At 63.6% G+C, this 25955-nt stretch carries 23 protein-coding genes; 12 read left to right on the top strand and 11 right to left on the bottom strand.

Features of this window, described 5'->3' with window-relative positions; all coding sequences use genetic code 11:
* Nucleotides 1-31 precede the first annotated feature (31 nt).
* Entirely contained in the window at nt 32-4600 is a 4569-nt protein-coding gene (locus G520_RS0116910) for a hemagglutinin repeat-containing protein (protein WP_028536677.1), read from the top strand.
* On the opposite strand, the gene G520_RS0116915 is transcribed toward G520_RS0116910, so the two are convergent.
* The 5 genes from G520_RS0116915 to G520_RS0116935 form a co-directional block, all read right to left on the bottom strand.
* Nucleotides 4591-5241 carry an MBL fold metallo-hydrolase gene (locus tag G520_RS0116915; RefSeq protein ID WP_028536678.1) on the bottom strand — a complete coding sequence of 217 codons (651 nt, stop codon included), beginning with the start codon at nt 5239-5241 and terminating at the stop codon, nt 4591-4593. The genes G520_RS0116910 and G520_RS0116915 overlap by 10 nt on opposite strands.
* Nucleotides 5242-5269: 28 nt before the next feature.
* Nucleotides 5270-5557, bottom strand: a complete 288-nt coding sequence (locus G520_RS0116920) for a GIY-YIG nuclease family protein (protein ID WP_028536679.1) — start codon at nt 5555-5557, stop codon at nt 5270-5272.
* A gap of 5 nt (nt 5558-5562) precedes the next feature.
* Nucleotides 5563-6705, bottom strand: a complete 1143-nt coding sequence (gene ccsB, locus G520_RS0116925; protein ID WP_028536680.1) for a c-type cytochrome biogenesis protein CcsB — start codon at nt 6703-6705, stop codon at nt 5563-5565.
* Nucleotides 6705-8729, bottom strand: a complete 2025-nt coding sequence (locus G520_RS0116930; protein WP_028536681.1) for a cytochrome c biogenesis protein ResB — start codon at nt 8727-8729, stop codon at nt 6705-6707. The genes ccsB and G520_RS0116930 overlap by 1 nt, the downstream gene beginning before the upstream one ends.
* Before the next feature lie 130 nt (nt 8730-8859).
* On the bottom strand, nt 8860-9486 hold the full coding sequence (locus G520_RS0116935; RefSeq protein WP_028536682.1) for a c-type cytochrome: 627 nt from the start codon (nt 9484-9486) through the stop codon (nt 8860-8862).
* A gap of 92 nt (nt 9487-9578) precedes the next feature.
* Here G520_RS0116935 and yihA point away from each other — a divergent pair, with 92 nt between their 5' ends.
* Nucleotides 9579-10211 (top strand): ribosome biogenesis GTP-binding protein YihA/YsxC, encoded by a 633-nt coding sequence (gene yihA / locus G520_RS0116940; RefSeq protein ID WP_028536683.1) that lies wholly within the window; start codon nt 9579-9581, stop codon nt 10209-10211.
* A gap of 191 nt (nt 10212-10402) precedes the next feature.
* Here the strand turns inward: yihA and G520_RS0116945 are convergent, their stop codons facing one another.
* Nucleotides 10403-11266 carry a septal ring lytic transglycosylase RlpA family protein gene (locus G520_RS0116945; RefSeq protein ID WP_028536684.1) on the bottom strand — a complete coding sequence of 288 codons (864 nt, stop codon included), beginning with the start codon at nt 11264-11266 and terminating at the stop codon, nt 10403-10405.
* 38 nt (nt 11267-11304) lie between these two features.
* Nucleotides 11305-11769, bottom strand: coding sequence for a tRNA (uridine(34)/cytosine(34)/5-carboxymethylaminomethyluridine(34)-2'-O)-methyltransferase TrmL (gene trmL / locus G520_RS0116950; RefSeq protein WP_028536685.1), 465 nt, complete (start codon nt 11767-11769; stop codon nt 11305-11307).
* A gap of 862 nt (nt 11770-12631) precedes the next feature.
* Between trmL and bioB the strand changes: the two genes are divergently transcribed.
* The 7 genes from bioB (at nt 12632) to G520_RS0116985 (ending at nt 21048) form a co-directional block, all read left to right on the top strand.
* Nucleotides 12632-13612: a biotin synthase BioB gene (gene bioB, locus G520_RS0116955; RefSeq protein WP_028536686.1), complete on the top strand. Its 981-nt coding sequence runs from the start codon at nt 12632-12634 to the stop codon at nt 13610-13612.
* An 84-nt stretch (nt 13613-13696) separates the two neighbouring features.
* Entirely contained in the window at nt 13697-14890 is a 1194-nt protein-coding gene (bioF, locus tag G520_RS23310) for an 8-amino-7-oxononanoate synthase (protein ID WP_051229494.1), read from the top strand.
* A 19-nt stretch (nt 14891-14909) separates the two neighbouring features.
* Nucleotides 14910-17687 carry a putative bifunctional diguanylate cyclase/phosphodiesterase gene (locus G520_RS0116965; RefSeq protein WP_084637693.1) on the top strand — a complete coding sequence of 926 codons (2778 nt, stop codon included), beginning with the start codon at nt 14910-14912 and terminating at the stop codon, nt 17685-17687.
* 33 nt (nt 17688-17720) lie between these two features.
* The gene (gene bioH, locus G520_RS0116970) at nt 17721-18485 is read left to right on the top strand and encodes a pimeloyl-ACP methyl ester esterase BioH (protein ID WP_028536688.1); all 765 of its coding nucleotides are present in this window, start codon (nt 17721-17723) and stop codon (nt 18483-18485) included.
* Entirely contained in the window at nt 18482-19378 is an 897-nt protein-coding gene (bioC, locus tag G520_RS0116975) for a malonyl-ACP O-methyltransferase BioC (RefSeq protein WP_028536689.1), read from the top strand. The genes bioH and bioC overlap by 4 nt, the downstream gene beginning before the upstream one ends.
* Nucleotides 19379-19422: 44 nt before the next feature.
* Entirely contained in the window at nt 19423-20349 is a 927-nt protein-coding gene (locus G520_RS0116980) for a patatin-like phospholipase family protein (RefSeq protein WP_028536690.1), read from the top strand.
* A 54-nt stretch (nt 20350-20403) separates the two neighbouring features.
* Entirely contained in the window at nt 20404-21048 is a 645-nt protein-coding gene (locus tag G520_RS0116985; RefSeq protein ID WP_028536691.1) for a glutathione S-transferase family protein, read from the top strand.
* Here G520_RS0116985 and dinB read toward each other — a convergent pair.
* The 3 genes from dinB to G520_RS23315 form a co-directional block, all read right to left on the bottom strand.
* Nucleotides 21045-22139, bottom strand: coding sequence for a DNA polymerase IV (gene dinB / locus G520_RS0116990; RefSeq protein WP_246542702.1), 1095 nt, complete (start codon nt 22137-22139; stop codon nt 21045-21047). The two genes, G520_RS0116985 and dinB, sit on opposite strands and share 4 nt — an antisense overlap.
* Nucleotides 22117-22407, bottom strand: coding sequence for an Rdx family protein (locus G520_RS0116995; protein ID WP_028536693.1), 291 nt, complete (start codon nt 22405-22407; stop codon nt 22117-22119). The genes dinB and G520_RS0116995 overlap by 23 nt, the downstream gene beginning before the upstream one ends.
* A 310-nt stretch (nt 22408-22717) precedes the next feature.
* Nucleotides 22718-23137: a copper chaperone PCu(A)C gene (locus G520_RS23315; protein WP_051229495.1), complete on the bottom strand. Its 420-nt coding sequence runs from the start codon at nt 23135-23137 to the stop codon at nt 22718-22720.
* Between the two features lie 242 nt (nt 23138-23379).
* On the opposite strand from G520_RS23315, the gene G520_RS0117005 reads away from it, so the two are divergent.
* From G520_RS0117005 to G520_RS0117015, 3 genes are all read left to right on the top strand, one after another.
* The gene (locus tag G520_RS0117005) at nt 23380-24027 is read left to right on the top strand and encodes a MarC family NAAT transporter (RefSeq protein ID WP_028536694.1); all 648 of its coding nucleotides are present in this window, start codon (nt 23380-23382) and stop codon (nt 24025-24027) included.
* A gap of 74 nt (nt 24028-24101) precedes the next feature.
* Complete coding sequence (locus G520_RS0117010; RefSeq protein WP_028536695.1) at nt 24102-24782, top strand: AzlC family ABC transporter permease; 681 nt, start codon at nt 24102-24104, stop codon at nt 24780-24782.
* A complete protein-coding gene (locus G520_RS0117015) occupies nt 24779-25093 on the top strand; it encodes an AzlD domain-containing protein (protein ID WP_028536696.1) in 315 nt (104 codons plus the stop codon). Before G520_RS0117010 ends, G520_RS0117015 begins: the two co-directional genes overlap by 4 nt.
* On the opposite strand, the gene G520_RS23320 is transcribed toward G520_RS0117015, so the two are convergent.
* Nucleotides 25081-25917 (bottom strand): sterol desaturase family protein, encoded by an 837-nt coding sequence (locus G520_RS23320; RefSeq protein WP_051229496.1) that lies wholly within the window; start codon nt 25915-25917, stop codon nt 25081-25083. The two genes, G520_RS0117015 and G520_RS23320, sit on opposite strands and share 13 nt — an antisense overlap.
* Nucleotides 25918-25955: the final 38 nt, after the last annotated feature.

Below are 25955 nucleotides of genomic sequence, written 5' to 3' on the forward strand. Positions count from 1 at the left end.
TACAACACCACACATCATAAGGAGCAGTGCCATGAATACGCGTTTCCAACTATCCATGCAAGGGAGAGTCTCGGCTGTCGTCACTCTGGCTTTCGCGCTGGCTGACCCGGTCCTGTGCGCCGAAATCGAGGTGGCGGAGGGGAGCAGCACCCAGGTCGCACGCAGTGCGACGGGGGTGGCCGTGATCGCGATCGCCGCCCCGAGTGCCGCCGGGCTGTCGCACAATCATTTCAAGGAATACAGCATCAGCGCGGCGGGGGCCGTCCTCAACAACGCCGTTGCCGGCGGGCGCTCGCAGCTGGCGGGCGAGCTCGCCGGCAACGGCAGCCTGGGCGGGCGGGCGGCCGCGGTCATCCTCAACGAGGTCGTCGGCCGCAATCCGTCGCTGCTTCTCGGCAGGCAGGAGGTGTTCGGCCAGGCCGCCGACTACGTGCTGGCCAACCCTAACGGTATCCAGTGCCAGGGTTGCGGCTTCATCAATACCCCGCGGGCAACCCTGCTCGTCGGCCGCCCCGAAGTCGAGGGCGGGCGCCTGCTCAAGCTGACGACCGGGGCAGAGGGCACGCTGACGGTGCGGGACGCGCTGACGACGGAGGGGGCTCTCGACCTTGTCGCCCCGAGGGTGGATGCACAAGGCCGGATCGAGGCGGGGGACAGGATCGACGGTCTGAGCGGGCAACTCGAGGTCGGTTATGAAGACGGCCTGGCGAAAGGCCGCGGCGAACTCGATAGCGTCTATCTGGGCGGAATGAAGGCTGGCAGGGTGCGCCTGGCCGGCTTTGGCGGGATTCATGTCGGTGCCGATATCGCGGCCACCGAAGCCATCGCCGTGGACAGCAGCGCCGCGCTGGAATTGGAGGCGGCCACGCTCGCCGCTCCCGATATCCGTCTGACCGGGCGGACCGTGCAACTCGGAGGGCACGTGGATGAAAGCACGAGCCGCAACGACACGCATGAGGAGAGCTGGTTCATCTGGCAGACCGGCGCCCGCGACAAGGGCAGTTATAGCCATGGCCAGACCGTGAGCGGGACGCGGCTCGACGGCGGACACGTGACGCTCGCTGCCCGCGACAAGGTAGCGCTGACGGCGAGCAGCGTGCATGCGCACGACGTCAGCATCGCGGCGAACGAGGTCGAGCTCGGCGCACGGTTGGCGACGACGCTCACCGGCAATTACGACAATGCGTGGAAAGACTCGTGGCTGCGGCACAGTCTGGACGAAACGGAAAGCAGCGTGGCGCATGGCGTCGATATCGAGGCAGGCGCCACGCTGAGCATGTCGGCCGGCAGCGGCGGCATGCGCATCAGCGGTGCAAAGCTCAGATCAGGAGGCGGGCTGGATCTCGCCAGCGGCAGCGATCTGCGTGTGGATGGCGTGCGCGAGAGCCGGAGTCAACGCCAGAGCGGGAGGCGTGTCAACGAGGGGGCGGGGCTGGAAACGGGCAGCTGGAACCGGAGCGAGACGGAAGAACGCATCGTGGGCAGCGTGCTGTCCGGTGGCGGCGGCGCCAGGCTGACGGCTGCCAATGATGTGAATCTGGACGGCGCCGTGCTGGTGACGGGGGGCGACTTGGTCGTCGGCGCCGGGCGCGACCTGATCGTGAGCGCGGCCGAGGCCGTATCGCAACGCAGCAGCCGTGACGACAATACGCTATGGGGCGGGATCGCAGGCGGAGGCACGCATGCGGACAGCGGCGACGCGTCGAGCCTGAGTGCGTCCGAGATCGGGGCGAACGGCCGGCTGGGCATGGCCGCCGGGCGGAATATCCATATATCGGGCAGTGCGGTACTCGGCCGTGAAGATGCCGTGGCGGCGGCAGGCGGCGATGTCGTCATCGACAACGGTATCGAATCGACGCAGACCCGCGTCCGCGAGAGCCGGGGCGGCGTGTTCAGCATCCCGACGGCTTCGCGCGACGACAGCCGTTCGGAAGAGCGTGCGATAGGATCGGAGGTCCGCGCCGAATCCAATCTGCGCATCGGCAGCCAGGGCGATTTTGCCCTGATCGGCAGCCGCGTCGATGCCGGCGGGTGGCTGGCGATCGATGCAGGGGGCAAGGTGGAGATCAGGGCGGCATCGCAAGAGTCGCAAGCGCATTCGCATACCTCGGCGCTGGAACTGGGCGTTTTTTCCGGGATGGAAGGGGACAAGCAGTACCGCGCCGGGTGGCAGGCGGAATACCGGCGCGACACGCAGGATATGGAGCGCGTCGATACCCTTGCGGCCAGCGTTCGCGGCGGCGACGTGACTATCCGGGCCAGCGGGTCAGTGAAGCTGGAGGGGTCGCAGATCGCGGCTGGCGGTGACATCGCCGTCACCGCGACCGATGTGGATCTGGCCGCCAGCCGCGATACGGTGCAGCAACGGACTACGGCGTCGGCGCTTGCCGGCGGAGCGTATGTGAGCGGCGGCATCGATCGCGCGGGCGACGGGGTATTCCTCGGTCAGCGCACGACTACGCATGCCTCCGAGGCCAATAACGCACAGGTGAGCAGCATGGATGCCGGCAACGCGCTGACGCTGGACGGCAGCAAGGTGCAAAGCGAGGGAGCGCGCCTGAACGCCGCCGGTGCCTTGCACATCAGCGCCGAGGACATCGCGCAGCGCGCCGCCTCCTCGCAGCGGGATACGCGCGATGGCGAGCTCAAGTGGGGTGCCGAGTTGGGGCCGAGCGCCGATTATGGCGAAGTGCTCCGTCCCGTCGTCAAGCTGGCGGGCGATCTGCCTCTGGTGCAGCCCGACGCCGGGAGCGTGGGCAAGGCACTGGCGTCGGCAGCGCAGAGTGCGGCGCGCGGCGACTGGAAAGGAGCTTACCAGGCCGGGATTTCCCTGCTGGGCGATCCGGGCGACGCGAAGGTCGCCGCTGCGCTGGGGGAGGCGGCACGGCATGCGGCCGACGGGGACTGGAAGGCCGCTTATGCCGCGATCAGCGGCATCGGCATACCGGATGCCGGTTTCACCCTTACGGTCAGGGCCAACGCCAGCAATAGCCACGACAGCCGCCTGCAGGCCGAGCCGACACAACTGCATGGCGCATCCGTGACGGTCGAGGCGACCGGTCGACTGCTCGATCAGGGGACACAGTATAAGGCCGAGGCGGGGAGCGTGGCCTTGTCCGCCGGGAGGCATGTGTCGGACGTCGCCGTCAGCGAGAGCCGGCATGAAGAAAGCGCCGACCGGGGCGAGGCTGGATTGCGTGTGGCGACCCGCACCGGCTACGACTTGCAGGTGAAGGGTCAGGGCGAAGGCGAGGGGCAGAAGGACACGAGCCTGGTCCGGCACGAGCAGGGGGGGACGATAGCCGGCAATGCAATCGACATTCGTGTCGCCGGCGACGCCACTTATAGCGGCACGCGCATCGAGGCGGGGGCGGGCGGCATCGCTATCGATGTCGGCGGCACGCTCTCGTTGGCGGCCGCGCACGAGCGGCAGCAGGAAACGCACGATCGCACGCATGGCGAAGGCCGTCTCGGGCTGGCGCTGGGCGAGACCGGCGACTCCGGGTCGGGCCAGGCCGCCGCCGGGGGGGCGCATCGGCAGGCGAGCGCCACGACCGTGCAGGCGGTCGGCCTGAACAGTCCGGGGGCGGTAAACGTCGCGGCCGGCGGCGACCTTCTGCTGGATGGGAGTCGCATCGGAGCGCGCGATGCCGAGGCCGGTCCGGTGACGCTGGCCGCCGGCGGCCGAGTCGAAATCGACGCGGCACGGGGGCAGACGCAGTCGGAAACGCTCGAGTGGAGCGGCCGCTCGGCGGTGGCGGCAGGTGGCGAAGCGGTGGAGGTCGAAGGCGCGGGAACGGTGGGGCGGAAGCATGATGCCGGGACGACGGTTCAAGCCGCCGTCATTGTCAGTCGCGAAGGCGTGGCCGTGTCGGCCGGTGCGGAGGGCGCAGACGCGTTGCGGGTGGAAGGTGCGATGCTGACGGGTTCCGGCGTTGAGCTGCGCAGCGCGGGAGCGATGACGCTGGAGTCGGCGACGGGGACGAGCAGTGGCTCCGAACTGCGGGTGGAGGCCACCCTGGCCGGCAAGCGCAAGTCGCCCACGGCAGAAGCCAAGGCCAGCCTGGGCGCGGATGTCGACCTGCGGGTGGAGCAGGGCGAGCACGGCGGGCTGCATCAGCTCGGAACCCGGGTCGAAGGGGGACACGTGATTCTGGCGTCGTCCGGCGCGGTTCTGTCCGGTGCCGAGGTGGTGGCGGGCACGGTGGACATGCATATCGACGGCGCCTTGCACCTGCAGGGGCGTCCGGACAGCGCCGATAGCGGAAAAGGCTCGCTTGCCGCGTCGCTACAGGGCGGCGTGCCTGGGGGGGGCGTCTCCTTCGAGCGCATGCACGACGACACGGTCGTGGCGGCGACCGGCGTGATGGCGCGCGGCGATGTGAAGCTGGATGCGAGCGGGGGCATCGACATCGTCGGCGCGCGTGTCGAATCGAGCGGCGGCAAGGTCGAGGCGGAAGGCGCTCAGCTATCCCGTTTACCGGGGCGCCATTCGAGCCTGAGCGGCAGCGTCGATTTCAGCGGAGAGAAAGCCCCTTCGTACGCGCATCGCGACGAGGATGCCAGCGTGGCCGGCACCCTCGTCGGCGTTCAGCGATAACGCGCGTCGGCGAGGAAAGGGTTCGAGCGTTTTTCGTCGCCAAGCGTGGTCAGCGGCCCGTGGCCGGTGACCACCGTGGTGGCGTTGGGCAGGGTGAACAGCTTGTCGTGAATCGCGTTCAGCAGCTGTGCGTGGTTGCCCATCGGGAAGTCGGTACGGCCGATCGAACCCTGGAACAGGACGTCGCCGGCGATCAGCAAGGCGGCAGGCTCGCTGTAGAACACCACATGGCCCGGCGTATGGCCCGGGCAGTGCAGCACCTGCAGGGTCTGCTCGCCGACGGTCACCGAGTCGCCCTGCTCGAGCCAGCGGTCCGGTGTCAATGCCGGAACCTGGCGAAAGCCGAACATGGTGCCTTGCTGAGGCAATTGATCCAGCCAGAATGCGTCTTCACGCTGCGGTCCCTCTATCGGAACAGCATGGCTCGCCGCGAGCTCGGCGGCGGCGCCGGCATGATCGATGTGGCCATGCGTGAGCAGCAGTTTTTCCAGGGTCAGGTTGCGCGTCGCCAGCGCGTTCTCGATCAGTTCGAGATCGCCGCCTGCGTCGACCACGGCGGCTCGCTGCGTTTGGTCGCACCACAGAATGGAACAATTCTGGGCGAATGGCGTCACCGGGATGACATGAAATTTGAGGGACATGTGTGTTACCGCCGCGAATCTTCAAACGTTAATTGTGGCATGCGTCCGGCGTCAGGAGAAGGTCGGCGCCGTGCCGGCGGGCAAAGTCGCGTTTGGCCTCCGGCGCCAGCCGCTTGAGCGCGTACTCGGCTTGCGATGCCTGGCGGCGGTCGCCGAATTCGACGACCGCCAGCAGCCGGCGCGGCGGGCGCATGCGCGTATAGCGTGCGCCCTTGCCGCTCGCGTGTTCACGCCAGCGGCGGCCGACATCGGTCGTGATGCCGGTGTAGATGCTGCCGTCGCTGCACTCGATCAGGTACAGGAACCACGCCGCCATCGCGACTAGAGCCCGCCGTAGGAGTGGAGACCGGACAGGAACATATTGACGCCGAGAAAGGCGAAGCTGGTGATGACGACGCCGAACACCGCCCACCAGGCGAGGGGCTCTCCGCGCCAGCCCTTGATCTGGCGCATATGCAGCCAGGCCGCATAATTGAGCCAGACGACGAGCGCCCACGTCTCTTTCGGATCCCACGACCAGTAGCCGCCCCAGGCGTCGGCAGCCCACATGGCCCCGAGGACGGTGGCGATGGTGAAGAACAGGAATCCGACCGCGATCGCCTTGTACATGACTTCGTCCAGAACCGCCGCCGGCGGCAGCTTGCCCTTGAGGTGGCCGTGCCTTTCCAGCAATTCGGCGACGCCGAGCATGGCGGCCAGCGAGAACGCGCCATAGCCGACGAAGTTGGCCGGAACGTGTATCTTCATCCACCACGATTGGAGAGCCGGAATCAGCGGCTGGATATCATGCGCCTGGCGCGCGATGCCATACCAGAGAATGAAACCGACCGCCGCCGAGATCACGAGCAGGACAAAGGCGCCCATCTGCCGTGCCTGGAAGCGCGCCTCGTAATAGAGATACATCAGTGCCGTGATCAGGCAGAACAGTACGAATACTTCATACAGATTGGAAACCGGGATGTGGCCGATGTCGGGGCCGATCAGATAACTTTCGTACCAGCGTGTCAGCATGCCGGCCAGGCCGAGCGCGGCGGCGCTCCATGTCAGGCCCGAGGCGATGCGCGCGAGCAGGGCCGAGCGCGCAAGCAGGCCCGCCCAGTAGAGCGCCGTCGCCAGAAAAAACAGAAAACACATCCACATGATGGACGACTGGCTGGAAAACAGATATTTGAGTCCGAACGCATGCTGGCCGCGGTCGAGGTCGCCGTGATACTGGCCGATGGCTGCCAGGGCGGTCAGCGCCGCCACCGGGAAAAACACCCGCCAGGCTTTCCAGAACCAGCCCAGTGCGATCAGGCCGCCGGCGGCCCCGAACAGGATGGCGATCTCGTAGGCGTCCATGCCGGAGCCGTAACGACGCAGCGCGACGCCGGTCGCGAGGGCGATGGCCAGGGCATACAGACCGTCGAATTTATCCAGCCGCTTGTAGAAGCGGGGGGTGCCAAAGTGTTGAGCGATTTCCATCATTCACCTCGCAGCAGCTGTTTGAGCGCGTCGCGATGCCGGTCGAAATCGGTATCGAGGTCTCGGTTATGGCGATTGGACGTCATGGCTATCCTGACATCATGCCCCGACAGCACCACCCAGATTCGGAGTTCGCGTACATAAAACATAAGAAATATGCCCAGGACCAGTAGCATGGAACCGAGATAGACCAGAGTCTTGCCTGGCGAGCGCGTGATCTGCAACCCGGTGGACTGGACCTGCTTGAAACTGCGCAGTTGCAGCAACACCGGAGAAGCATAGTCGTTAAGCGCGCTCATTGCCACCAGGCCGTCCAGCAGAAAGCGGTAGTGGGATTCGTTCATGCGCAGCGGTTCGGCGCCGGCGGCCTGGTCTGCCACGTCCATGGCGTCGATGATGGCGCCCTGCAAAATCTTGACATAGGTCTGCGCGATGTCGGCGCGCTTGTCAGCCGGCACGCGCTGGTCGAGAAAACGTTCGAGTCCGGCGAAGCCGCCCTGTGCGAAACGGGCGAGTATCCATTTGACGCTGTCGCGGAAGCGGTCGCGCATATCGGACGAGATCGCCTGGCCTTGCAGCGCCTTGGCGGTACTTCTGGCCGCGATGGCTTCGTAGCGGCCTGGATCAAGCAGCGTGGCGCGCAAGCGCATGAAGCGTGCGATGGACATCTCATCGTCGAGCGGCAGGCGCAGATAGCGGAAAGGCTGGCCGACTTCGCTGCGCATGCCTGCCAGTACATAGTTGGCGCCATCCAGCCTCACGGGCGTCATGTATTGCAGGTATTCGTGCGCCTGTCCCTGGCTGTCCCGCAGTTTGAAGCTGATGCTGGGGCCGACATTGTGCAGCGAGGTGTTGTCCTTGCGGACCGAGCGCGCCTCGTTCATGCGCTGGGCCAGCGTCGCGGGCGCCGCCTGGGCGGCGGCCATGTTCTCGACATTGATCACGCGCAGCTCGCCGAATTCGAGCGTGTAGTTTTTGCCGTTGGCGACAAGCGGCTGGCTGGACAACGATTGAGCGTTCAGGGTGACCGGCGCGATCTGCGGCGCCTCCAGATTCCAGGCGTCGAAAACGAGCGGCGAGCCGCCGTCGCCGAAGCTGGCCTGGTAGATGGCGATGCCTTTGACGATCAGCGGATGATTGACTTCGACCCGGGCCGGCGTTTCCTTGCCGCTGGCCTTGTCGGTGACGACGATGTCGCTGGCGAACAGCTTGGGCATGCCATTGCTGTAGTAATCGACGTGAAAGGCCTTGAGCGTGACGATGAAAGGCAGTTCCTGCACGAGATAGCCTTGCCCCGCGTTGATGAAGACGACATCGGCACTCTTGTTCTCCGCGATATTCACGTCGCCGCGAAAGGACAGATTATTCAGGCCGAGACGGCTTCTGGCGGGAATCTGCGCCTGTGGAATCTCGCGGGTTTCTGCCTGCACCCGCCCGGTCCACTGCGCAAGCTTGAGCGGCAGGTTGCCGTCTATGAGTCCGCCCAGACAGATCAGCACCATGGCGCCGTGAGCGAAAAAGTAACCGAATTTGGTCGCTGTTCCTTTTTTTGCCGCGAGCAGCGTACTGCGGTCGTCGCGTTCGCTGATGCGAAAACGGAAGCCCTGCGCGCTCAGATAGGCGCCAATCGTGGCCGGGTCTGCCTCATGCGAGCGAAAGAGCGCCGAATGGCGCATCGAGGCGAGAGAACCGGCAGTCGCATTCTCGCGCCATGACTTCATATCCTTGATATAGGCCGGTCCGTTGCGCACGATGCACAGCGTGGTCGACAGGACCAGGAAAGACAAAATCGTCAGAAACCAGCCGCTATGATAGACATCGTACAGGCCCAGGGTTTCAAACACCCGGAACCAGTAGGCGCCGAACTCGAAAGCGTAATTGGGGTAGGGCTCGTTCTGTTTGAGGACGGTGCCGATGACCGAGGCGATGGCGACAATGGTCAGCATGCCGATGGCGAAGCGCATCGAGCTTAACAGCTCGTAGAGAGAACGCAGTGTGAATGAGGCAAGCCTGCGGTTTTTCATAGAGGATCTGATCCGGTTTTTCCCCTCCCGCGCGTCGTTTGCGTGCGGCACGCGGGAGGGATGCCCCGCCATCCTGCGGCAGTCCGGGGGACGGGTGTGTTGCGATCACGTGGTGTGGATGGTGCCGCGCTCAGCGCAATCCGGAAATGTACTCGGAAACCGCCTTCATCTCGCTGTCGGACAGGCGCGCGGCGATGTCGTTCATCTGGCTGGGCTTGCCGTCGGGGCCTTTGCGCGTCCCTGCCTTGAAGTCGCCGAGCTGTTTGGCGATGTATGCGGCCTGCTGGCTGCCCAGGCGTGGGAACTGGTCGGGAATGCCGGCGCCGCTCGGGCCATGGCATGCCATACAGGCGGGGACGTGAGTCACGGCGTTGCCGGCGCGGAACAGCTTCTGGCCCGCGACGAGCTGGGTCTTGTCCGCGGCTTCGCGGGGCAGCGGCTTCTGGGCGGCGAAGTAGGCGGCGGCATTGCGCAAGTCGTTGTCGTTGAGGGTGGAGAGGATGCCGCTCATGACCGGATTGACCCGGGCCTGACTCTTCATGGACTTGAGCTGGTTATAGAGATAGGCCGGATGCTGCCCGGCGAGCGACGGGTTTATGGACGCCACGCTATTGCCGTCGACGCCGTGGCAGGCGGCGCACACTTTATCCGCCAGCAATTTGCCTTGCGCTGCGTCCCCTATGTCGGTCGTGCCCTGGGCCAGTACGGTGCCAGCCAGTGCCGCGCTTGCCATCGCCAACAGCATCTTACGTTTCATGGTCACTCCTTGACTTTGTATTTCGTAAATATCTGCAATAGTGGCAATTTCAAACCTGTTATTCTATACCAACTGATTTCGCCCTTACTACCATGACACTATTCCAGAACGCGCAGTTTTATACCACCGTCAACCATCTGCGAGATTTGCCCGCCACGCGCGCCGAAGTGGCTTTCGTCGGCCGTTCGAATGCGGGCAAATCCAGTGCCATCAATACATTGTGCCGTCGTACGCGATTGGCGTATGTATCTAAAACGCCTGGACGTACTCAGCATATCAATTTTTTCGACCTGGGGGATGAACGCTATCTGGTCGATTTGCCCGGGTATGGCTACGCCGAGGTCCCCGAAGCGGTGCGCGCGCACTGGATCGAGCTGCTCGGGCGCTATCTGCAGACGCGGCAGAGCCTGATCGGCTTGCTGCTGATCATGGATGCGCGCCATCCGCTGCGGGAGCTGGATATCAAGATGCTCGATTTTTTCCGTTCGCAGCAACGTCCTGTACATATTCTGCTGTCCAAGTCGGACAAGATGAACCGGCAGGAACAGCAAAGGACGCTGGCTTCGGTAAAAAGGGCGATGACGGATTATCCCGATGTGTCGGTGCAACTTTTTTCAAGTCTGAAGAAATCGGGTTGCGATGAAGTGGAAGCGGTCATGGCCCGCTGGTTCGACGAGTCGTCCGCCGGCGAGGACGAGGAACTTTGTCCGCCGCAGCCTGACTAAGAATGCAGACGCTTCATGCGCCTCCCGCTTACCTCCCTGAGCGGGTGCCTTTTGCTGATACTTAAGGCTTTTCCGCCCCGGCATTTCGATGTGCCGGGGTTTTTTATCGCCTGTGCGCCAGAAACGAAACAGGGCGAAGGACCGTAGTCCTTCGCCCTGTGTGGCAGTGTGTCAGTCAGTCAGTCTTGCCGTCAGTTCATGACGATGTTTTCAACGTTGAGGCTTTCCGCCGCCGTGCGGACTTCGTCAGCCGAAGGGAAAGGTCCGAGGCGGACCGTGTATACCCCTTGCTGGTTGACGATGCCAAGCTTGGTGTCGTAGCGCTGGTCGAGTTCGTCGACCATCTTCTTCAACATCGCTTCGGCGCTGGCCAGTTTGTTGAACGCGCCCAGTTGCAAGTACTTGGGCGCGGCAGCAGCGATAGGGGCGGCGCGAGGCGCCGTGGCCGCCGCGACATGCTCGCCGCCGGCATCAGGCCATACGCGTTCGACCATCACGCTGGCGCTGCCTTGTCCGACAAAGCCGAGGCGATGCGCGGCAGCGAAGGACAGGTCGAGGATGCGCCCGCGGTGAAACGGCCCTCTATCGTTGATGCGTACTACTACGGTCTTGCCGTTTTTCAGGTTGGTCACCTTGACGTAGCTCGGAATCGGCAACGTCGGGTGAGCGGCGGTCATCGCGAACATGTCGTAGCGTTCGCCCGATGTGGTACGACGACCATGGAACTGCTTGCCGTACCAGGACGCCTTGCCCTTTACCTTATAGGGGCTGTCGCTGGTATCCGGGCGGAAGTTCATGCCCAGGGCTGAGTAAGGCAGATTGGCTGCCTTGATCAGCGGCTCATCCTGAGGTACGGCGTTCGGGACCAGATCCAGATTAACGGGTATATGGTCTGCCGGACCATCGTTCTGGAAAAAGGCACCGGACTTGACCGTTGCTTTGCTCGCCGTTTTTAGCGGCGTTTGACTGATGGCGCTTGCGGTCTTGACGGTGGAACAGGCCACTAGCACTAGACTGACGAACACTAGCCACAGCCATCGGTATGCAGGTTTCATAGACCTCCCTTGATGCTGTTGGGCCAATACGTGAACCGCTAGATTCCTCCCGCGAAGTCTAGTTGCCGCCACGCCTCATAAACGGTGACGGCCACAGCATTGGATAAATTCATGCTGCGCGACTGGGCTTGCATCGGTAATCGCATCCTGCGCGTGGCCGGGAAGGCGTCCAGCACTTCCTGAGGCAGTCCACGCGACTCCGGACCGAATACGAATACATCCCCGGGTCGGAATTCAATCTGGTCATGGCGCGTTGCGCCTTTGGTGGTAGCGGCGAAAAGACGCCGCCCCTTGAGTACTGCCTGACAAGCTTCCCAATTCTCGTGCACGACGAGACGAGCGTACTCGTGGTAATCCAGACCGGCACGCCGCAATTTTGCGTCGTCCAGCGGGAAGCCCAGCGGTTTGACCAGATGCAGTTCACAGCCGGTATTGGCACATAAACGAATCACGTTGCCTGTATTAGGCGGTATTTCCGGCTGGTATAAAACAACAGTGAACATCGTTGGCAGGATGGATTGTTCCAAAAAATCAAAAAGTTGGTCAAGTTTTTATTGCTACGGCCCGGGATAGTGCCCAGGCAAGGACCCGGTTTGGCCCCCCTTTTTTGAGGGTTGCAGCCATCTCCGAGAGGGTCTCGCCCGTTGTCGCCACGTCGTCGACGATGGCGATGGAGAGGCCTGCCACGGCGGGATCTACGCAAAATGCATCGCGCAGATTCCGGCGCCGGGCGGCGAGGTCGAGACCGGCCTGAGCGGCAGTGTTGCGTTTTCGCCCACACAGCGTCGGGTCGAATCGAGAGCGTATTGTACCAGCGAGTGAACGGGCAAGCTCGGCACTTTGGTTAAAGCCTCTTTCGGCAAGTCGTTCTTTTGCCAAAGGAACGGGTATGACAACGTCGATTCCACTCGTGTCTGATGTAACGCCGTGGCATAGCAAATGACCGAGAGCGCTTGCCAGCTCGATGTGTCTGCCGTACTTGAAGCGGTGAATCAAAACGTCGAGAGGGTAGCAAAAGACATAGGGTGCGTGTAATGCATCGAAGGCGGGGGGGTGTTGCAAACAGGCACCGCACAGACCGGCGGCGCTCAGGGGGAGCGCGCAGCGGATGCAGCGGCTATCGGGTGGTAAAGGGGTTAACAGGCGCAGACAGGCGGGGCAGATCCCGTGTGCGCATGAGACAAGCCCGCAAAGTTGGCATTGCTGATTAAATATTGAGCAATTGTCAATTATTTTGTGTAAAATGTTTGACAGCATAGCCGGCACGCGCAAAGATGCAGCCCTGCTTGTTTATCCATTTTTCCGGACGAAATGGCAAGGCGCGGCGCCTGCCCTTCGTTCCGAAGGCCGAGGCGAGGATGTCGTATGCAAAAGACTGTTGAATTCAGCAAGGGCGCAACCTTGCATCCCGAAAACGCGGCGTGGAGCGTCGAAGACGTCGAGGCGCTCTATAATCTGCCGTTCATGGAGCTGGTGTTCCGCGCCGCCGAAGCCCATCGCCAGTTCTTCGATCCAAGCAAAATCCAGCTGTCGACCTTGCTGTCGATCAAGACCGGCGGCTGTTCCGAGGATTGCGGCTACTGTCCGCAGTCGACGCACCATGAAACCGCGGTCGAAGACCAGCCGATGCTGAGCGTGGACGAAGTCGTCGGCCTGGCGAAGCAGGCGCGCGCCAACGGCGCCGGTCGTTTCTGCATGGGTGCCGCCTGGCGCGGTCCCAAGGATGCCGATCTGGAAAAGACGCTGGACATGGTGCGGCGCGTGAAAGAGCTGGGACTTGAAACCTGTGCGACCTTCGGTTTGCTGCGCGATGGCCAGGCGGAAAAGCTGAAGGATGCCGGCCTCGACTATTACAACCATAATCTGGATACGGCGCCCGAAAAATACGGCGATATCATTCAGACGCGTGCTTACGAAGACCGGCTCGATACCCTGGGCAAAGTCCGCCAGGCGGGATTGTCGGTCTGTTGCGGCGGCATTGTGGGACTGAACGAGACCCGCCGCGATCGCGCGGGCCTGATCGTGCAACTCGCCAATCTTGAGCCGCAGCCGGAATCCGTCCCGATCAATAATCTGGTCAAGGTCGACGGCACTCCGCTGGAGGATGCCCCCGATCTGGACTGGACCGAATTCGTCCGCACCATCGCCGTGGCCCGCCTGACGATGCCATCGAGTTATGTCCGCCTGTCGGCCGGACGCCGCGGCATGTCGGAAGCGGTACAGGCCTTGTGCTTCATGGCAGGTGCCAATTCGATATTCTATGGTGACAAGCTGCTGACTACGGGAAATCCCGACGTCGACGCCGACCGCGCGCTGATGGCCAAGCTGGATTTGCAGACATTGTGATATTTTGACCGAAGTTGCTGAATTATAAATCATGAAGACGCCCGATTCTGTTACGGAACGGGCGTTTTTCACAGGAGGCCGCGGATGGGACCCGACGAACTCGCGAATGGACTGGCAGAATTGTCCGTGCAACACCGGCGGCGCAAGCGGATGGTCATGCAGGTAGCGCAAGGTGCGCTGGCAGAGTGCGAGGGCCAGCCCTGCCTGAATTTTGCCGCCAACGATTATCTGGGGCTGGCCGGGCACCCGGTGCTGGTCGACGCCTGCATCGCGGGCGCGCGGCGCTGGGGCGTGGGTAGCGGAGCATCGGCTCTGGTCAGTGGCTATTATGATGCACACTGTCAGGCCGAGCGCGAATTGGCTGCCTTTGTCGGTCGGGACGCGGCCTTGCTGTTTACTTCCGGCTATGCCGCCAACCAGTCGGTGCTGGGCAGTCTGCTCGGCCGTGGCGACGCCGTATTCGGCGACCGGCTGAATCATGCATCGCTCAACGATGGTTGCCTGTTGTCGCGCGCGACCTTCCGCCGCTTCCGTCACAACGACCTCGACCATCTCGCCAGCCTGCTGGAGGCGACCCCTGCGCGAACGAGGCTGATCGCGGTCGATGCGGTGTACAGCATGGATGGCGACGAGGCGCCGCTGGCCGACTTGCTGGGCCTGGCGCGTCGCTATGATGCGTGGCTCTATGTCGATGACGCACATGGCTTCGGGCTGCTGGGCGAGGGGCACGGCAGCGCATGCGCAAGCGGGCTGGCTGACGATAGGCTCATCTATATGGCAACGCTCGGCAAGGCGGCGGGGGTCAGCGGCGCTTTTGTCGCCGGCGGCGGCGAATTGATCGAATGGCTGGTCAATACGGCACGCGACTATATATATACGACAGCGGCACCGCCCATGCTGGCGGAGGCGGTGCGCGCGAGTCTGAGGCTGATCGCCGGGGAAAGTTGGCGCCGCGATCGTGTCTTCGCGCACGTGCGCCGCCTTGGTGCGGCTCTTGCCGTGGGGGAATTTGAACATCCCCCTTCCCGGATGCCGATTCAGCCACTTATTATAGGAAACAGTGAACAGACATCGAGCTTGTCCGAGCGATTGCGTGCCCAGGGAATCTGGGTTCCCGCGATCAGGCCTCCTACCGTGGCGGAAGGACGTGCGCGATTGCGCATATCTTTGTCCGCAGCTCATGACGATGACATGGTGTCGCGCTTGATCGCGGCCCTGGGGGACGGCGGTCATGGTACGGCGGGCGATCGCGATGATGTCGGGCCGGGCAGCGGCTAACCCTACCATAGATGACAAGATGAACAGCTCGGCTGAATACCTGTGTGTACCCGAGTCGGCAGCGGCGCGAGCCCTTCGGCTGCTGTCTGCGACGGGGACGCTCGTCGCCGCCGCCGTGTGGAGCCGAGTCGGCTCGGTATGGCATCGGCTGGCCGATTACGGCGCGGCGGAGATCCTGCCTGAAGTCGCGGCCCTGGAGCAGGGGCGACTGCCGGGGCCGGAAGGTGGCGCCCTCGCGCTGCAGGATGGTGCGACGGTGGTGGGCTGGCTGGTGTGGCGTGGGGTTCCGGCCGTTGCGGCCGAGGCAGTGGCCGAGCTCTTGAGTGGGCATGTGCTGGCCGCGCGGCTGCGTTCAGAGCAATCCGCCGCCCGCGTGGAGCAGGATACCTTGCTTGAAATCAGCCAGACGGCGGGAGAAGGGCCGGATCTGGGGGCCAGTTTGCCCCGGTTGCGCCGTCTGCTGTCACGGTTGTTGCCACACTCGCAGTTCGGCGTGCTGCAGAGCGATGGGCAAGCTCTTGCGACGATCGGCGCCGGCGGCGAGGCCGATAGGCCAGCACAGACGGGGGGAGAGGACGCTGTCTTGATCGCTCAGCTGCTGCGCGAGCGCAGGCCCCTGGCGCTGGACGCGCAGGGGGTAGAACGTCTGAGCGGCCAGGCGCGGGCCATCCCCGGCTGGCTGGGCGTGCCCCTGAGCGATTGCGGCGGACAGGGCATCGGTGCCGTTGTTGCGCGGCGCGAGGCCGGGGGGCAGCCCTACAATGCGACCGAACAGCGGATATTCCTGTGTGCCGCGCGTCATATCGGTTTCGCGCTCGAGCGCGACCGTTTCCAGCGGCAGCTGGAACAGCAGATCCAGCTGCGATACCGCGAGCTGGAGGGCATGCAGGCCAGGATGCAGGCCGAGATAGACGACCGCAAACGCGCGCAGAAGCTGCAATCCGTCTTGTTTTCCATTGCCGAGCTGGTCAATACCAGCCTGTCCTTGCAGGCTTTTCTCTGCGGCTTGCATCGCTTGCTGGTCGAGCTGGTGCCGGCCCGCAATTGCACGATGGCACTATGCGGCGCAGATAGCGGTGCGCTCGATTTTACTTACTGTGCAAATGCCTTTTTTGCGCCGATGCTGCCGTCCCGGCTGGACAAGACGTATATCGGGCACGTCTTGCACAGCGGGTGCGCGCAGCGACACGGGCACCCGGGCGGAGACGATGCCGATTCGTGCGCCTGGCTGGGCGTACCTTTATACAGCGGGCATGAATTGCTCGGCGTGTTGTCGGTGCAGCGCAGCGGCGATCAGGCCGAGTTCAGCTTTCACGATCAGGAAGTGCTGGAATTCGTCGCGAACAACATCGGTTCGGCTCTGGCCCGCGTGCGTGCGCTGGACGAGTTGCAGCATGCCTATGACGAACTCGAGTCGCGGGTGCGCGAGCGGACCAGCGAGCTGGACGCCGCCAATGCGCAGCTGCAGTTCGACAGCCAGCACGATGCGTTGACTCACCTGCCCAATCGCGTGTTCTTCGCACGCACCCTGCGCCGCAGCTGGGAAAATTACCTGGCGGGCAGCGGCGAGCGCTTCGCGGTCTTTTTCATCGACCTGGATCGCTTCAAACTGGTCAACGATACCCTCGGCCATCTGGCCGGCGACCACCTGCTGTTCGAGGCGGGGGCGCGCATACGCAGTTGTCTGCGCCATTATGATTTCATGGCGCGGCTGGGGGGGGACGAGTTCGCCGTCCTGTTGTTCGGAATCGACGGCGTGGAAGGCTGCGAACAGATCGCGCAGCGCATGGTCAGCGAATTCGAGCGCCCTATCGTACTGGCCGGCCGGGAGGTGTTCACGACTGCCAGCATCGGCGTGGTACTGGCCGATCGCGATTACTATCACAAATCGGATGATCTGCTGCGCGATGCCGACCATGCCATGTATTGCACCAAGCAACAGGGGCGGCATGGCTACACCCTGTTCAATCATGAGTTGCGCGAAAACCAGGCCGACCAGCTGGCGCTGGAAACCGAGTTGCGCCGGGCGCTGGATGAAACCGGTCAGCTGATCCCCTACTTCCAGCCGTTCATTCATTCGGGCAGCGGGGAACTGGTCGGTTTCGAGACGCTGGTCCGCTGGCAGCATCCGACACGGGGGCTGATCGGGCCCGGGCAGTTTTTGTCTGTCGCCGAAGAAAGCGGGCTGATCATGCGGCTGGACCGCTATATGATTCATGCGGCCTGCCGCCAGTTGCGGCAATGGCGGGAGCAGGGACGAATCGGAGACGGCATCACCCTGCATATCAATTTGTCTTCGGCGAATTTCCACGACCCCGAGCTGGTGTCATGGATCGCCGAGCAGATCGAAACCTGGCAGTTTCCGCCGAGCATGCTGCATCTGGAAATCACCGAAAGCGCGCTGATCGATGTGCCGGAAATCGCGGCCTCGATCATGCAGTCCCTGCATGCCCTCGGCGTGCGTCTTGCGCTGGACGACTTCGGCACCGGTTATTCGGCGTTGTCCTATCTGCATCGCTATCGTTTCGACGTTCTCAAGATCGACCAGTCGTTTGTCGCCGATGTGGACAGCAAGGAGGAGTCGGCCGCCATCGTGCGTGCGATCCTGGCGCTGGCAGCGGCTCTCGGCCTGGACGTCGTGGCGGAAGGCGTCGAGACGGCGTCCCAGGTCGAGCACTTGCGCAAAATGGGATGCGCGAAGCTGCAAGGCTTTTATTTTGCCCCGCCCGCGCCTGCCGATGAGATCGATTGGCCGCATCTGGCCCGCATCCGCGGGGATTTTTCCTGTGCCGCGTGAGAAGGCCCGCACGGCGGTCGAGAGTTGCCTGGAATGAACTTGTATATTGAAACGTCGGGGCGTGGCCCCGACCTGGTCATGCTGCACGGCTGGGGCTTGCACGGCGGCATTTTCTCCAACGTTGCCGCTGCGCTGTCGCGGCACTGGTGCGTGCATCGAGTCGACCTGCCTGGCCACGGCGCGACGCCCTGCCTTGCACGGTTTGACGCCGATGCCGTGGCCGATGCGCTGGCCGCCGCGTTTCCGATCCCGGTGCATGTGATCGGCTGGTCGCTGGGTGGCCTGATCGCGCAGTACTGGGCGGCGCGACATCCGCATGCTGTCTCCAGCCTGGCGCTCGTTGCCAGCAGTCCGTGCTTTGTCGAACGCGAGGACTGGCCGCACGCGCAGAGCCGAACGGCGATCGAAGCGGTCGGTGCCAGCCTCGAGCGAGAGTTCGAGGCGACGCTCGAGCGTTTTCTCGCCCTGCAGATGCTGGGCGCTCCGGGGGCGCGCGACACGCTGAAGGCCGTGCGCGAGGATCTTTTTTCGCACGGGCGACCGCAAGGGCTGTTGGCGGCGCTGCATTTACTGTTGAGTACCGACGCGCGTGCGCTGGCCGCGCGCATTCGCTGCCCGGTCGGTCTTTTTTTCGGCGAGCGGGACGTGATCACCCCGATCGGCGCCGGGAGGTGGCTTGCCGAGCACTTGGCGGATGCCACTCTTTATTCTTTCCCCCGAGCTTCGCATGCGCCTTTTTTGTCGCACGAAAAGGAGTTTTTGCAGGAGATCGGTAATTTTCTGGATAGTCATGCATGAGTGAAGTGTTTTATACCGACAAAGAACGGGTTCGCCGTTCCTTCGATCGCGCCGCCGGCAGCTACGATTCGGCCGCCGTGCTGCAGCGCGAGGTTTCCACCCGCATGGCATCGCGCCTCGACTATGTGCGGCATGCGCCGTCCCTGATTCTGGACGCAGGCAGCGGCACCGGTTTCGGGGCTGCCGAGCTGCGGCGCCGTTATCCGGATGCGCGTGTGCTGGAGCTGGATCTGGCACCGGGGATGCTGCTCGAGTCGCGCGGCAAGCAGCGCGCGAGCGGCGGCAGGGTGCGGCGCTGGCTGCGCCCTGCGCGGCCGTGGCAGATATGTGGCGATATCGAGCGCCTGCCGCTGGCGGATGCCAGCGTCGACATGATCTGGTCCAATCTTGCCATCCAGTGGGTCAATATCCCGGACGCCATGTTCCGCGAGTTCCGCCGTGTCCTCAAGGAGGGGGGGCTGCTCATGTTCTCCACGCTCGGGCCGGACACGCTGAAGGAACTCAATGCGTCCTTCGGCGGTCTTGATGAGGCGACCCATGTGAACCGCTTCATCGACATGCACGACCTGGGCGATGCCCTGCTGCTGGCCGGTTTTACCGAGCCGGTAATGGACACCGACCGCATCGTGTTGACCTATGACACGGTTCGCGACGTGATGCGCGACCTGAAGGCGCTTGGCGCGCATAATGCAACGGCAGGCCGCCGTCGCGGTCTGATGGGTAAGGAAGCGTGGCGCCGGATCGAGCAAAACTACGAGACATGGCGCCGCGATGGCGTGTTGCCGGCAAGCTACGAAGTGGTCTATGGGCACGCCTGGAAGGTTGCAGGCCAGGGCAAAGGACAGACCTTGCCGGACGGCCGCCAGATTATCGAGTTTATCAAACCAAAGTGAAGCCGCCCGTATCGGCGGCGTTACAACGTCAGCGTGATTTCTGCATGAAAACCTTAATACGTACAGTCGTATCCCTGGCTGCCATCGGCAGCCTGGTGGCCTGTTCTTCCATCGTGGCGCCCAAATCGACCGCCGGTAGCGGTTCTGCTGCGGTCGCGCAGACGCCGAAAACACACCCGCCCATCCATGTCCGCATCGGCCTCGCGCTCGGCGGTGGCGCCGCCAAGGGCTTCGCCCATATCGGTGTCATCCGCGTGCTGGAAGCAAATGGCATCGTCCCCGATCTCGTGACGGGAACGAGTGCCGGCAGCGTGGTCGGCAGCATGTATGCTTCTGGCATGAACGGCAACGAGCTGCTGAAACGGGCAAACCGTCTCGATGAAACCGATCTCGCCGATTTCACCTTGTCGACGCGCGGCTTCATCAAGGGGCAGAAGCTGGCCGATTTCATCAATGCCCAAGTCGGCAATCGTCCGCTGGAGAAGCTGGCCAAGCCCTTCGGTGCCGTAGCGACCGAACTGGACACCGGCCGTCGCGTCGTGTTCAGGGTCGGGAACACCGGGCAGGCGGTGCGTGCCTCGGCCAGTATCCCGAATGTATTCCTGCCGACGGTGATTGCCGGCAAGCGCTACGTCGACGGGGGGCTGGTCAGCCCGGTTCCGGTCAGTGCCGCGCGTGAAATGGGGGCCGATTTCGTCATTGCGGTCGATATCTCGGCGCGCCCGCGCGCCGGCAGCGCCACCGGCTATCTGTCCATCCTCGATCAGAGCGTGAATATCATGAGCGTGGCGGCGTTGGGGCAGGAGCTCAAGCAAGCCGACGTGGTGATACGGCCGCAAGTCCAGAATATCGGGTCGACCTCTTTCGACGCCCGGCGCGAAGCGATGGCCGCCGGCGAGAAAGCGGCGCTGCAGGCCGTGCCGGTGATCCGCTCGCTGTTGATGCAGAAAGAGCAGGCAATGGCCAGATAATGGCATAATCCCTCTCTGCCGCAGTGTGTGGCACTGATTCAGGAGAGACGTTGCATGATTAAACTCTACGGCGCCCCGATGTCACCGTATTTCAACAAGGTCAAGATCGCCCTGCTGGAAAAGGGGGTGAAGTTCGAGGAAGTGTTGCAGCGGCCGTCGCAAGAGCCCGATGTGCTGGCCCGCAGTCCGATGGGAAAAATCCCCTTTGTCGAAGTCAACGGCCATGCGATCTCGGAGTCGACCGCCATTCTCGAATGGCTGGAAGATGCGTATCCGACGGCGGCGCTGTTGCCGCCGACGCCCAACGGCCGGGCGCGGGCGCGCGAGTCGATGCTGGTCATCGACTTGTACCTGGTGCCGGCCTGTGCGCCGCTGACCCGGCATCTGGTGTTCGGCCGCGAGTTGAGCGACTCCGCGCGTGCGGAAGCCGACGCCGCGCTGAGGCGTGGACTGGCGGCGCTAGAGAGGCTGGCCGATTTCGGCCCGTGGCTGGTCGGCGAGTATTTCAGCTTCGCCGATATCAGCGCCGCCTCGGCGCTGCCGCAGATTGCACATGCGACACAAGCGCTGCTCGGACAGAATCTGCTCGAGCTGCTGCCCGGCGCAGACGACTATCTGGCCTTGCTGCGGAAGCGCCACAGCATCGCCAGGACCTGGGACGACAAAGATGCCTTCCTTGCGGGGATGGACAAGGCCTAGTCCCACAAGCCCAGTTGGCGTGGCGGGGCAGCGGGACCGGTTTCGGCCAGCCGAACGCCAACGCCGAGCAGACGCACCGCTTTGCTGCCCCGCGCGTAGCCGGTCGCGGTCAGCTCCGTCAACGCCTCCAGATCGATCCGCGTTCCGGCGTGTTCCACCGTGGTCTGGGTGAAATCGGCAAACTTGATTTTCACCGACAGGCCGCGAAACGGCGGTGTGCCCGCCCGCTCGATGCGGCGTGTCAGGCGCTCGATCAAGGGCGCGAGCGCCGCGAGCACGGCGGCCAGGTCCGGCAGATCGCGATCGAAGGTTTCCTCCACGCTGATCGATTTGCGCTCCCGCTCGGGCGTGACTTCGCGCGTATCCACGCCGCGCACCAGATCGTACAGGCGCGCGCCGAAGCGTCCGAAAGCGTTGACGAGTTTGGCCAGTTCCCATTCCCGCAGGTCCCCGCAGGTCACAACCCCGGCACGATTCAGCTGCGCCGCGGTGACCTTGCCCACGCCCGGTATCTTTTTGACTTCCAGCTGTGCGACAAAAGCATCCACATCCTGCGGACGAATCAGAAACTGGCCGTCGGGTTTGTTCCAGTCGCTGGCAACCTTGGCCAGAAACTTGCTGGGAGCGATGCCGGCCGAGGCCGTAATGCCGACTTCGTCCGCGATGCGGGCACGAATGGCGCTCGCCATCAGCGTTGCGCTGCCCTGGCAGTGGGGCCGGCCGCTGACATCGAGATAGGCCTCGTCCAGCGACAGAGGTTCTACCAGCGGGGTGAAGTCGCGATAGATGTCGAGAATGGTGTCGCTGGCCGTCTTGTAGCGGGTGAAATCGGGAGGCAGGATGATCAGTTCGCGGCACAGGCGCCGGGCGTGGCTGGACGGCATCGCCGAGTGGATGCCAAAGCGGCGGGCAATATAGTTGCAGGTCGAGATGACTCCGCGCCTGTCCGGGCTGCCGCCGACGGCCAGCGGGACATCGCGCAGTTCGGGACGGTCGCGCATTTCGACGGCGGCGAAAAAACAGTCGCAGTCGACGTGAATGATTTTGCGCACGGATGCCGCCAGCCGTTCAGGGGCGGTCGCTGTGTCCAAGGGGTTTTTCCGGCGCGATGCAGTCGCGCAGCCTCTGCTTGAGGAGTTTCAGTTCGGGAAAGCCGTCATCGATTTTGCGGTCCCACAGGACTTTCCCGTCGAGTTCGATGCGGAAAACGCCGCCGTGTCCGGGAAGCAGTGCGACTTCGCCCAACTCTTGCTCGAAGGTGGTCAGCAGTTCCTGCGCCATCCAGGCGGCGCGCAGCAGCCAGCGGCAGCCGGTGCAGTAATGAATGGCAAGCCGGGGGAGGGGAGCGATATCGGTCATGATGAAAGCCGGGACGGTAAAGCGACAGCATAAGGCAATACGAGGTGAAGAAACCACCGGTTCCCTGGTCGCGGTGTGCGGCTAAGCCGCTCCTCCATCGTTATTATGTGTCAAGGTGAAACCTGGCGCGACGTAACGGGAACCGGTGTCAGCATATGAACGACTGTTCTAGGCTAAATGCCTGAACCCAGTCTGCCCCGCCCTGACGCGCGAGTAAAGCGCGGCGCCGGGTCGAAGCCGGATGCTGCAATGCATGATGTCCATTCTATACAACGAAAGCGGTTTGGGTTGAGCCGCGGCCGTTGCCAGGCTATTGCGCCTGGACCTTGACCTCGACTTTGACGTCTTCGCCACGATCGAAGTGCAGCGTGAGCGGAAAGTGCTCGCCCGCCTGCAGCGGTGCGTGCAGTCCCATCAACATCACATGCAGGCCGCCGGGCGCCATGACGATGCGCTGATGCGGCGCGAGCAGCAGGCCGTTCGCCAAAGGGCGCATGCGCATGACGCCATTGTCGTTGACGTGCTCGTGCAGCGCGATGTCCATCGCCCTGTCTCCATGCACGGCCAACAGACGCAAGGGCTGCTGGCCGGTATTCTCCAGCGTCAGGTAGGCGGCGCCGTTGTCGCCGGGTATGGCGCGTGCCCAGGCGGTGGCGTTGATGGCGGCGGCCGCCGCGCTTGCGGTGGCGGTGGCGAGGATCAGGGCGGCGATGGGCAGAAGCGTTTTCATCGGTACGGTTCCCGGCGGTTTTGACAAGCTGGCACCCTATCATGCCGCTGCCATTTCCGGAAATGCGACATTTTGACGCAGGCTTTGCGCGCCGGAAGCGAAAAAGAGGGGGCGCTTGACCTTAGTCGATTGCAGTCGCGCACGATTTCCGACACACTCGGGGCCGGTTGTGGCCGGTGTGCGACACCGCCGTTTCATTCGCCCTGTCAGGAGTGGAGTGACCCGTTACCCGGGTCCGTATCATGTTCAAAACGCTGTCCTTACAATTCTTGTTCGGTGGGCTGATCAGTCTGGTCACCATCACCAATCCTTTGTCCAAGATTCCCCTGTTCGTCACGCTGACCCGGGAGATGAGCGAGGCCCGCCGCGCGAGCCAGGCCAAGTGGGCCTGTCTGTACGCCGCCATGATCATGGTGGTCTGCCTGCTCGCCGGAAACGTGATTCTGGCCGTGTTCGGCATCTCCTACGGGGCGCTGCGCATCGCCGGCGGCTTCGTGGTGGCCGTGCTCGGCTATCGCATGCTGTTTTTGTCGATGGATCCGGGAATGGCGCCCAGCACCAGCGGTTCGCGCGAAGACTTCGCCTTCTTTCCCATCGCGATGCCGGGCATCAGCGGGCCGGGTACGATTGCCGTCGTCATCGGCATCTCGACCGAGATCGCCGAGCAGGCTTCGCTGCCGGCCAAGGTGCTCGCCTTTTCGATGACGCTGACCGCGATCTTGCTCACCTGCTTCGGAACGTGGCTGGTGCTGCGTTCGTCGACGCTGATCTCGCACAAGCTCGGCCGTTCCGGCCGCGAAGTGATGACGCGCTTGATGGGCTTTCTGCTGATCTGCGTCGGCGTCCAGTTTGTCGTGTCCGGCATCCGCAGCTTCATGGCCGGTTCCTGAGCGGAGCAATCTCGTTCAAGACAGACGCCGCGCGCCTGCGGGATGATCGGACATGCCCCACTCACGGAATTGAAATGTCTGCATCATTGCGCCAATGCATGGCCGGCGCGCGCGATTCGACCCCCATGCTGGTCGGGGCGGCTCCGTTCGGCCTGATTTTCGGCACGCTTTCCAGCGGTGCCGGGCTGACGGCGGGCGCGACGCTCGCCATGTCGGCCTTCGTTTTTGCCGGTTCGGCCCAGTTCATCGCCTTGAGCCTGATGTCGGGCGGCGCCGGCTTGCCCGTCATCTGGCTGACCACCCTGGTCGTCAATCTGCGCCATGCCCTCTATAGTGCGACGTTACTGCCCTACGCCCGCTCGTGGCCGCTGGTCTGGCGCTGGCCGCTGGCGTTCTGGCTGACCGACGAGACCTTTGCCGTGGTCGAGCATCGCTTTCGCGCTCACGGGGGCGACCCCTGGTATCAGCTTGGTTCCTCCCTGGCGATGTATGGCAACTGGCTGCTGTGGACGGCGCTGGGGCTGCTTGTCGGCCACTCGCTGCCGGGAGTCGCACAATGGGGGCTGGATTTCGCCATGGTCGGCACCTTCAGCGCGCTTGTCGCCTTGCAACTGAACAAGCGCCCCTATCTGTACGCCGCGCTGAGCGCGGCGGCAGTCGCCTTGCTGTGCCGGGGCTTGCCGTACAAGCTCGACTTGCTGCTGGCCGCGTTCAGCGGAGTGACGGCAGGGATGCTGACGGAGAAACGCGCATGACACAGTGGTGGATGATAGGCGGCATGATGCTGCTGACCCTGGCGACGCGCGCGAGCTTTCTGGTGTTCGGACAGCATATGCGGTTTCCGCCCCGGCTTCAGCGGGCGCTGCATTATGTGCCGGTGGCCGTGCTCAGTGCGCTGATCGCACCGATGGCGCTGGCGCCGGCCGGGAGCCTCGCCATCGGCCCTGGCAACCCCTACCTGGTGGGAACGCTGGTAGCCGGCGCCACGGCGGCGTTGTCGCGCAAGACCCTGCCGGCCATTCTGCTCAGTTTCGCCGTCTATGGCGCGATGCGTTACTTCGTATAGTCGGCGGGGGGGCCGAACAGCCGGCGGCAGCGCTGTTTCGCGCCGCTTGCCCTGCGTGTGTCGCTCAGTATCTGCCGCCATTCAGCCAGCATCACGGTCCAGGGATTGTTGCCGGGAACCGGTTTGACCGTGCCGAAACGGCAGGGCTCGGCCGGGTCCTGGGCGATATAGCTCCCGAACAGGTGGTCCCAGATCATCAGCACGCCCGCGTAGTTGCAGTCCAGGTAGCGTGCGTTGCATGCGTGGTGGACCCTGTGGGCGGAGGGTGTGTTCAGGATCAGGCTCAAGCGGCCGAAGCCGTCGAACAAGGTGGTGTGGACGAAAAACTGCAGTGCGAGGTTACCGAGCACGGTGGTGATGATCCAGACCGGCTCGAAGCCGACCCAGGCCAGCGGCAGCCAGAAGGCCCACATGGCTGCCAGCGGGTAGAGCGGACTTTGTCGCAGCGCGGTCGAGAAATTCATTCGCGTCGAGCTGTGGTGCACGCTGTGCGCGGCCCACATCCAGCGCACGCGATGGCTGGCGCGGTGGAAAAGGTAGTAGAGCAGATCCTGGGCGATGAACAGGGCGATAAAGCTCGGCCAGCCGGCATCGATGTGCCAGAGGCGGTGCTGGTGCAAGCAGGCGAACAAGGGCAGGGTGGCAAACCAGGCGGCTTTGTCGCTCGCCTGCTGCGCGAGGGCGAGCGCGATATTGCAGGCGGTGTCCCGCATGGCGTAGCGCTCGTCCAGACCGCGGCGGCGCAACAGCCAGTACTCGGCCGCCATGCTGGCGATAAACACCGGCGCGAGCGCCAGCAGCAGACTGTCGGGGGCGATGGACATCGGGTGCCTCGGCCGGGATCGGGTATCCGTTTATCCTA

The sequence above is a fragment of the Paludibacterium yongneupense DSM 18731 genome (genome assembly GCF_000422925.1).
Lineage (GTDB): Bacteria > Pseudomonadota > Gammaproteobacteria > Burkholderiales > Chromobacteriaceae > Paludibacterium > Paludibacterium yongneupense.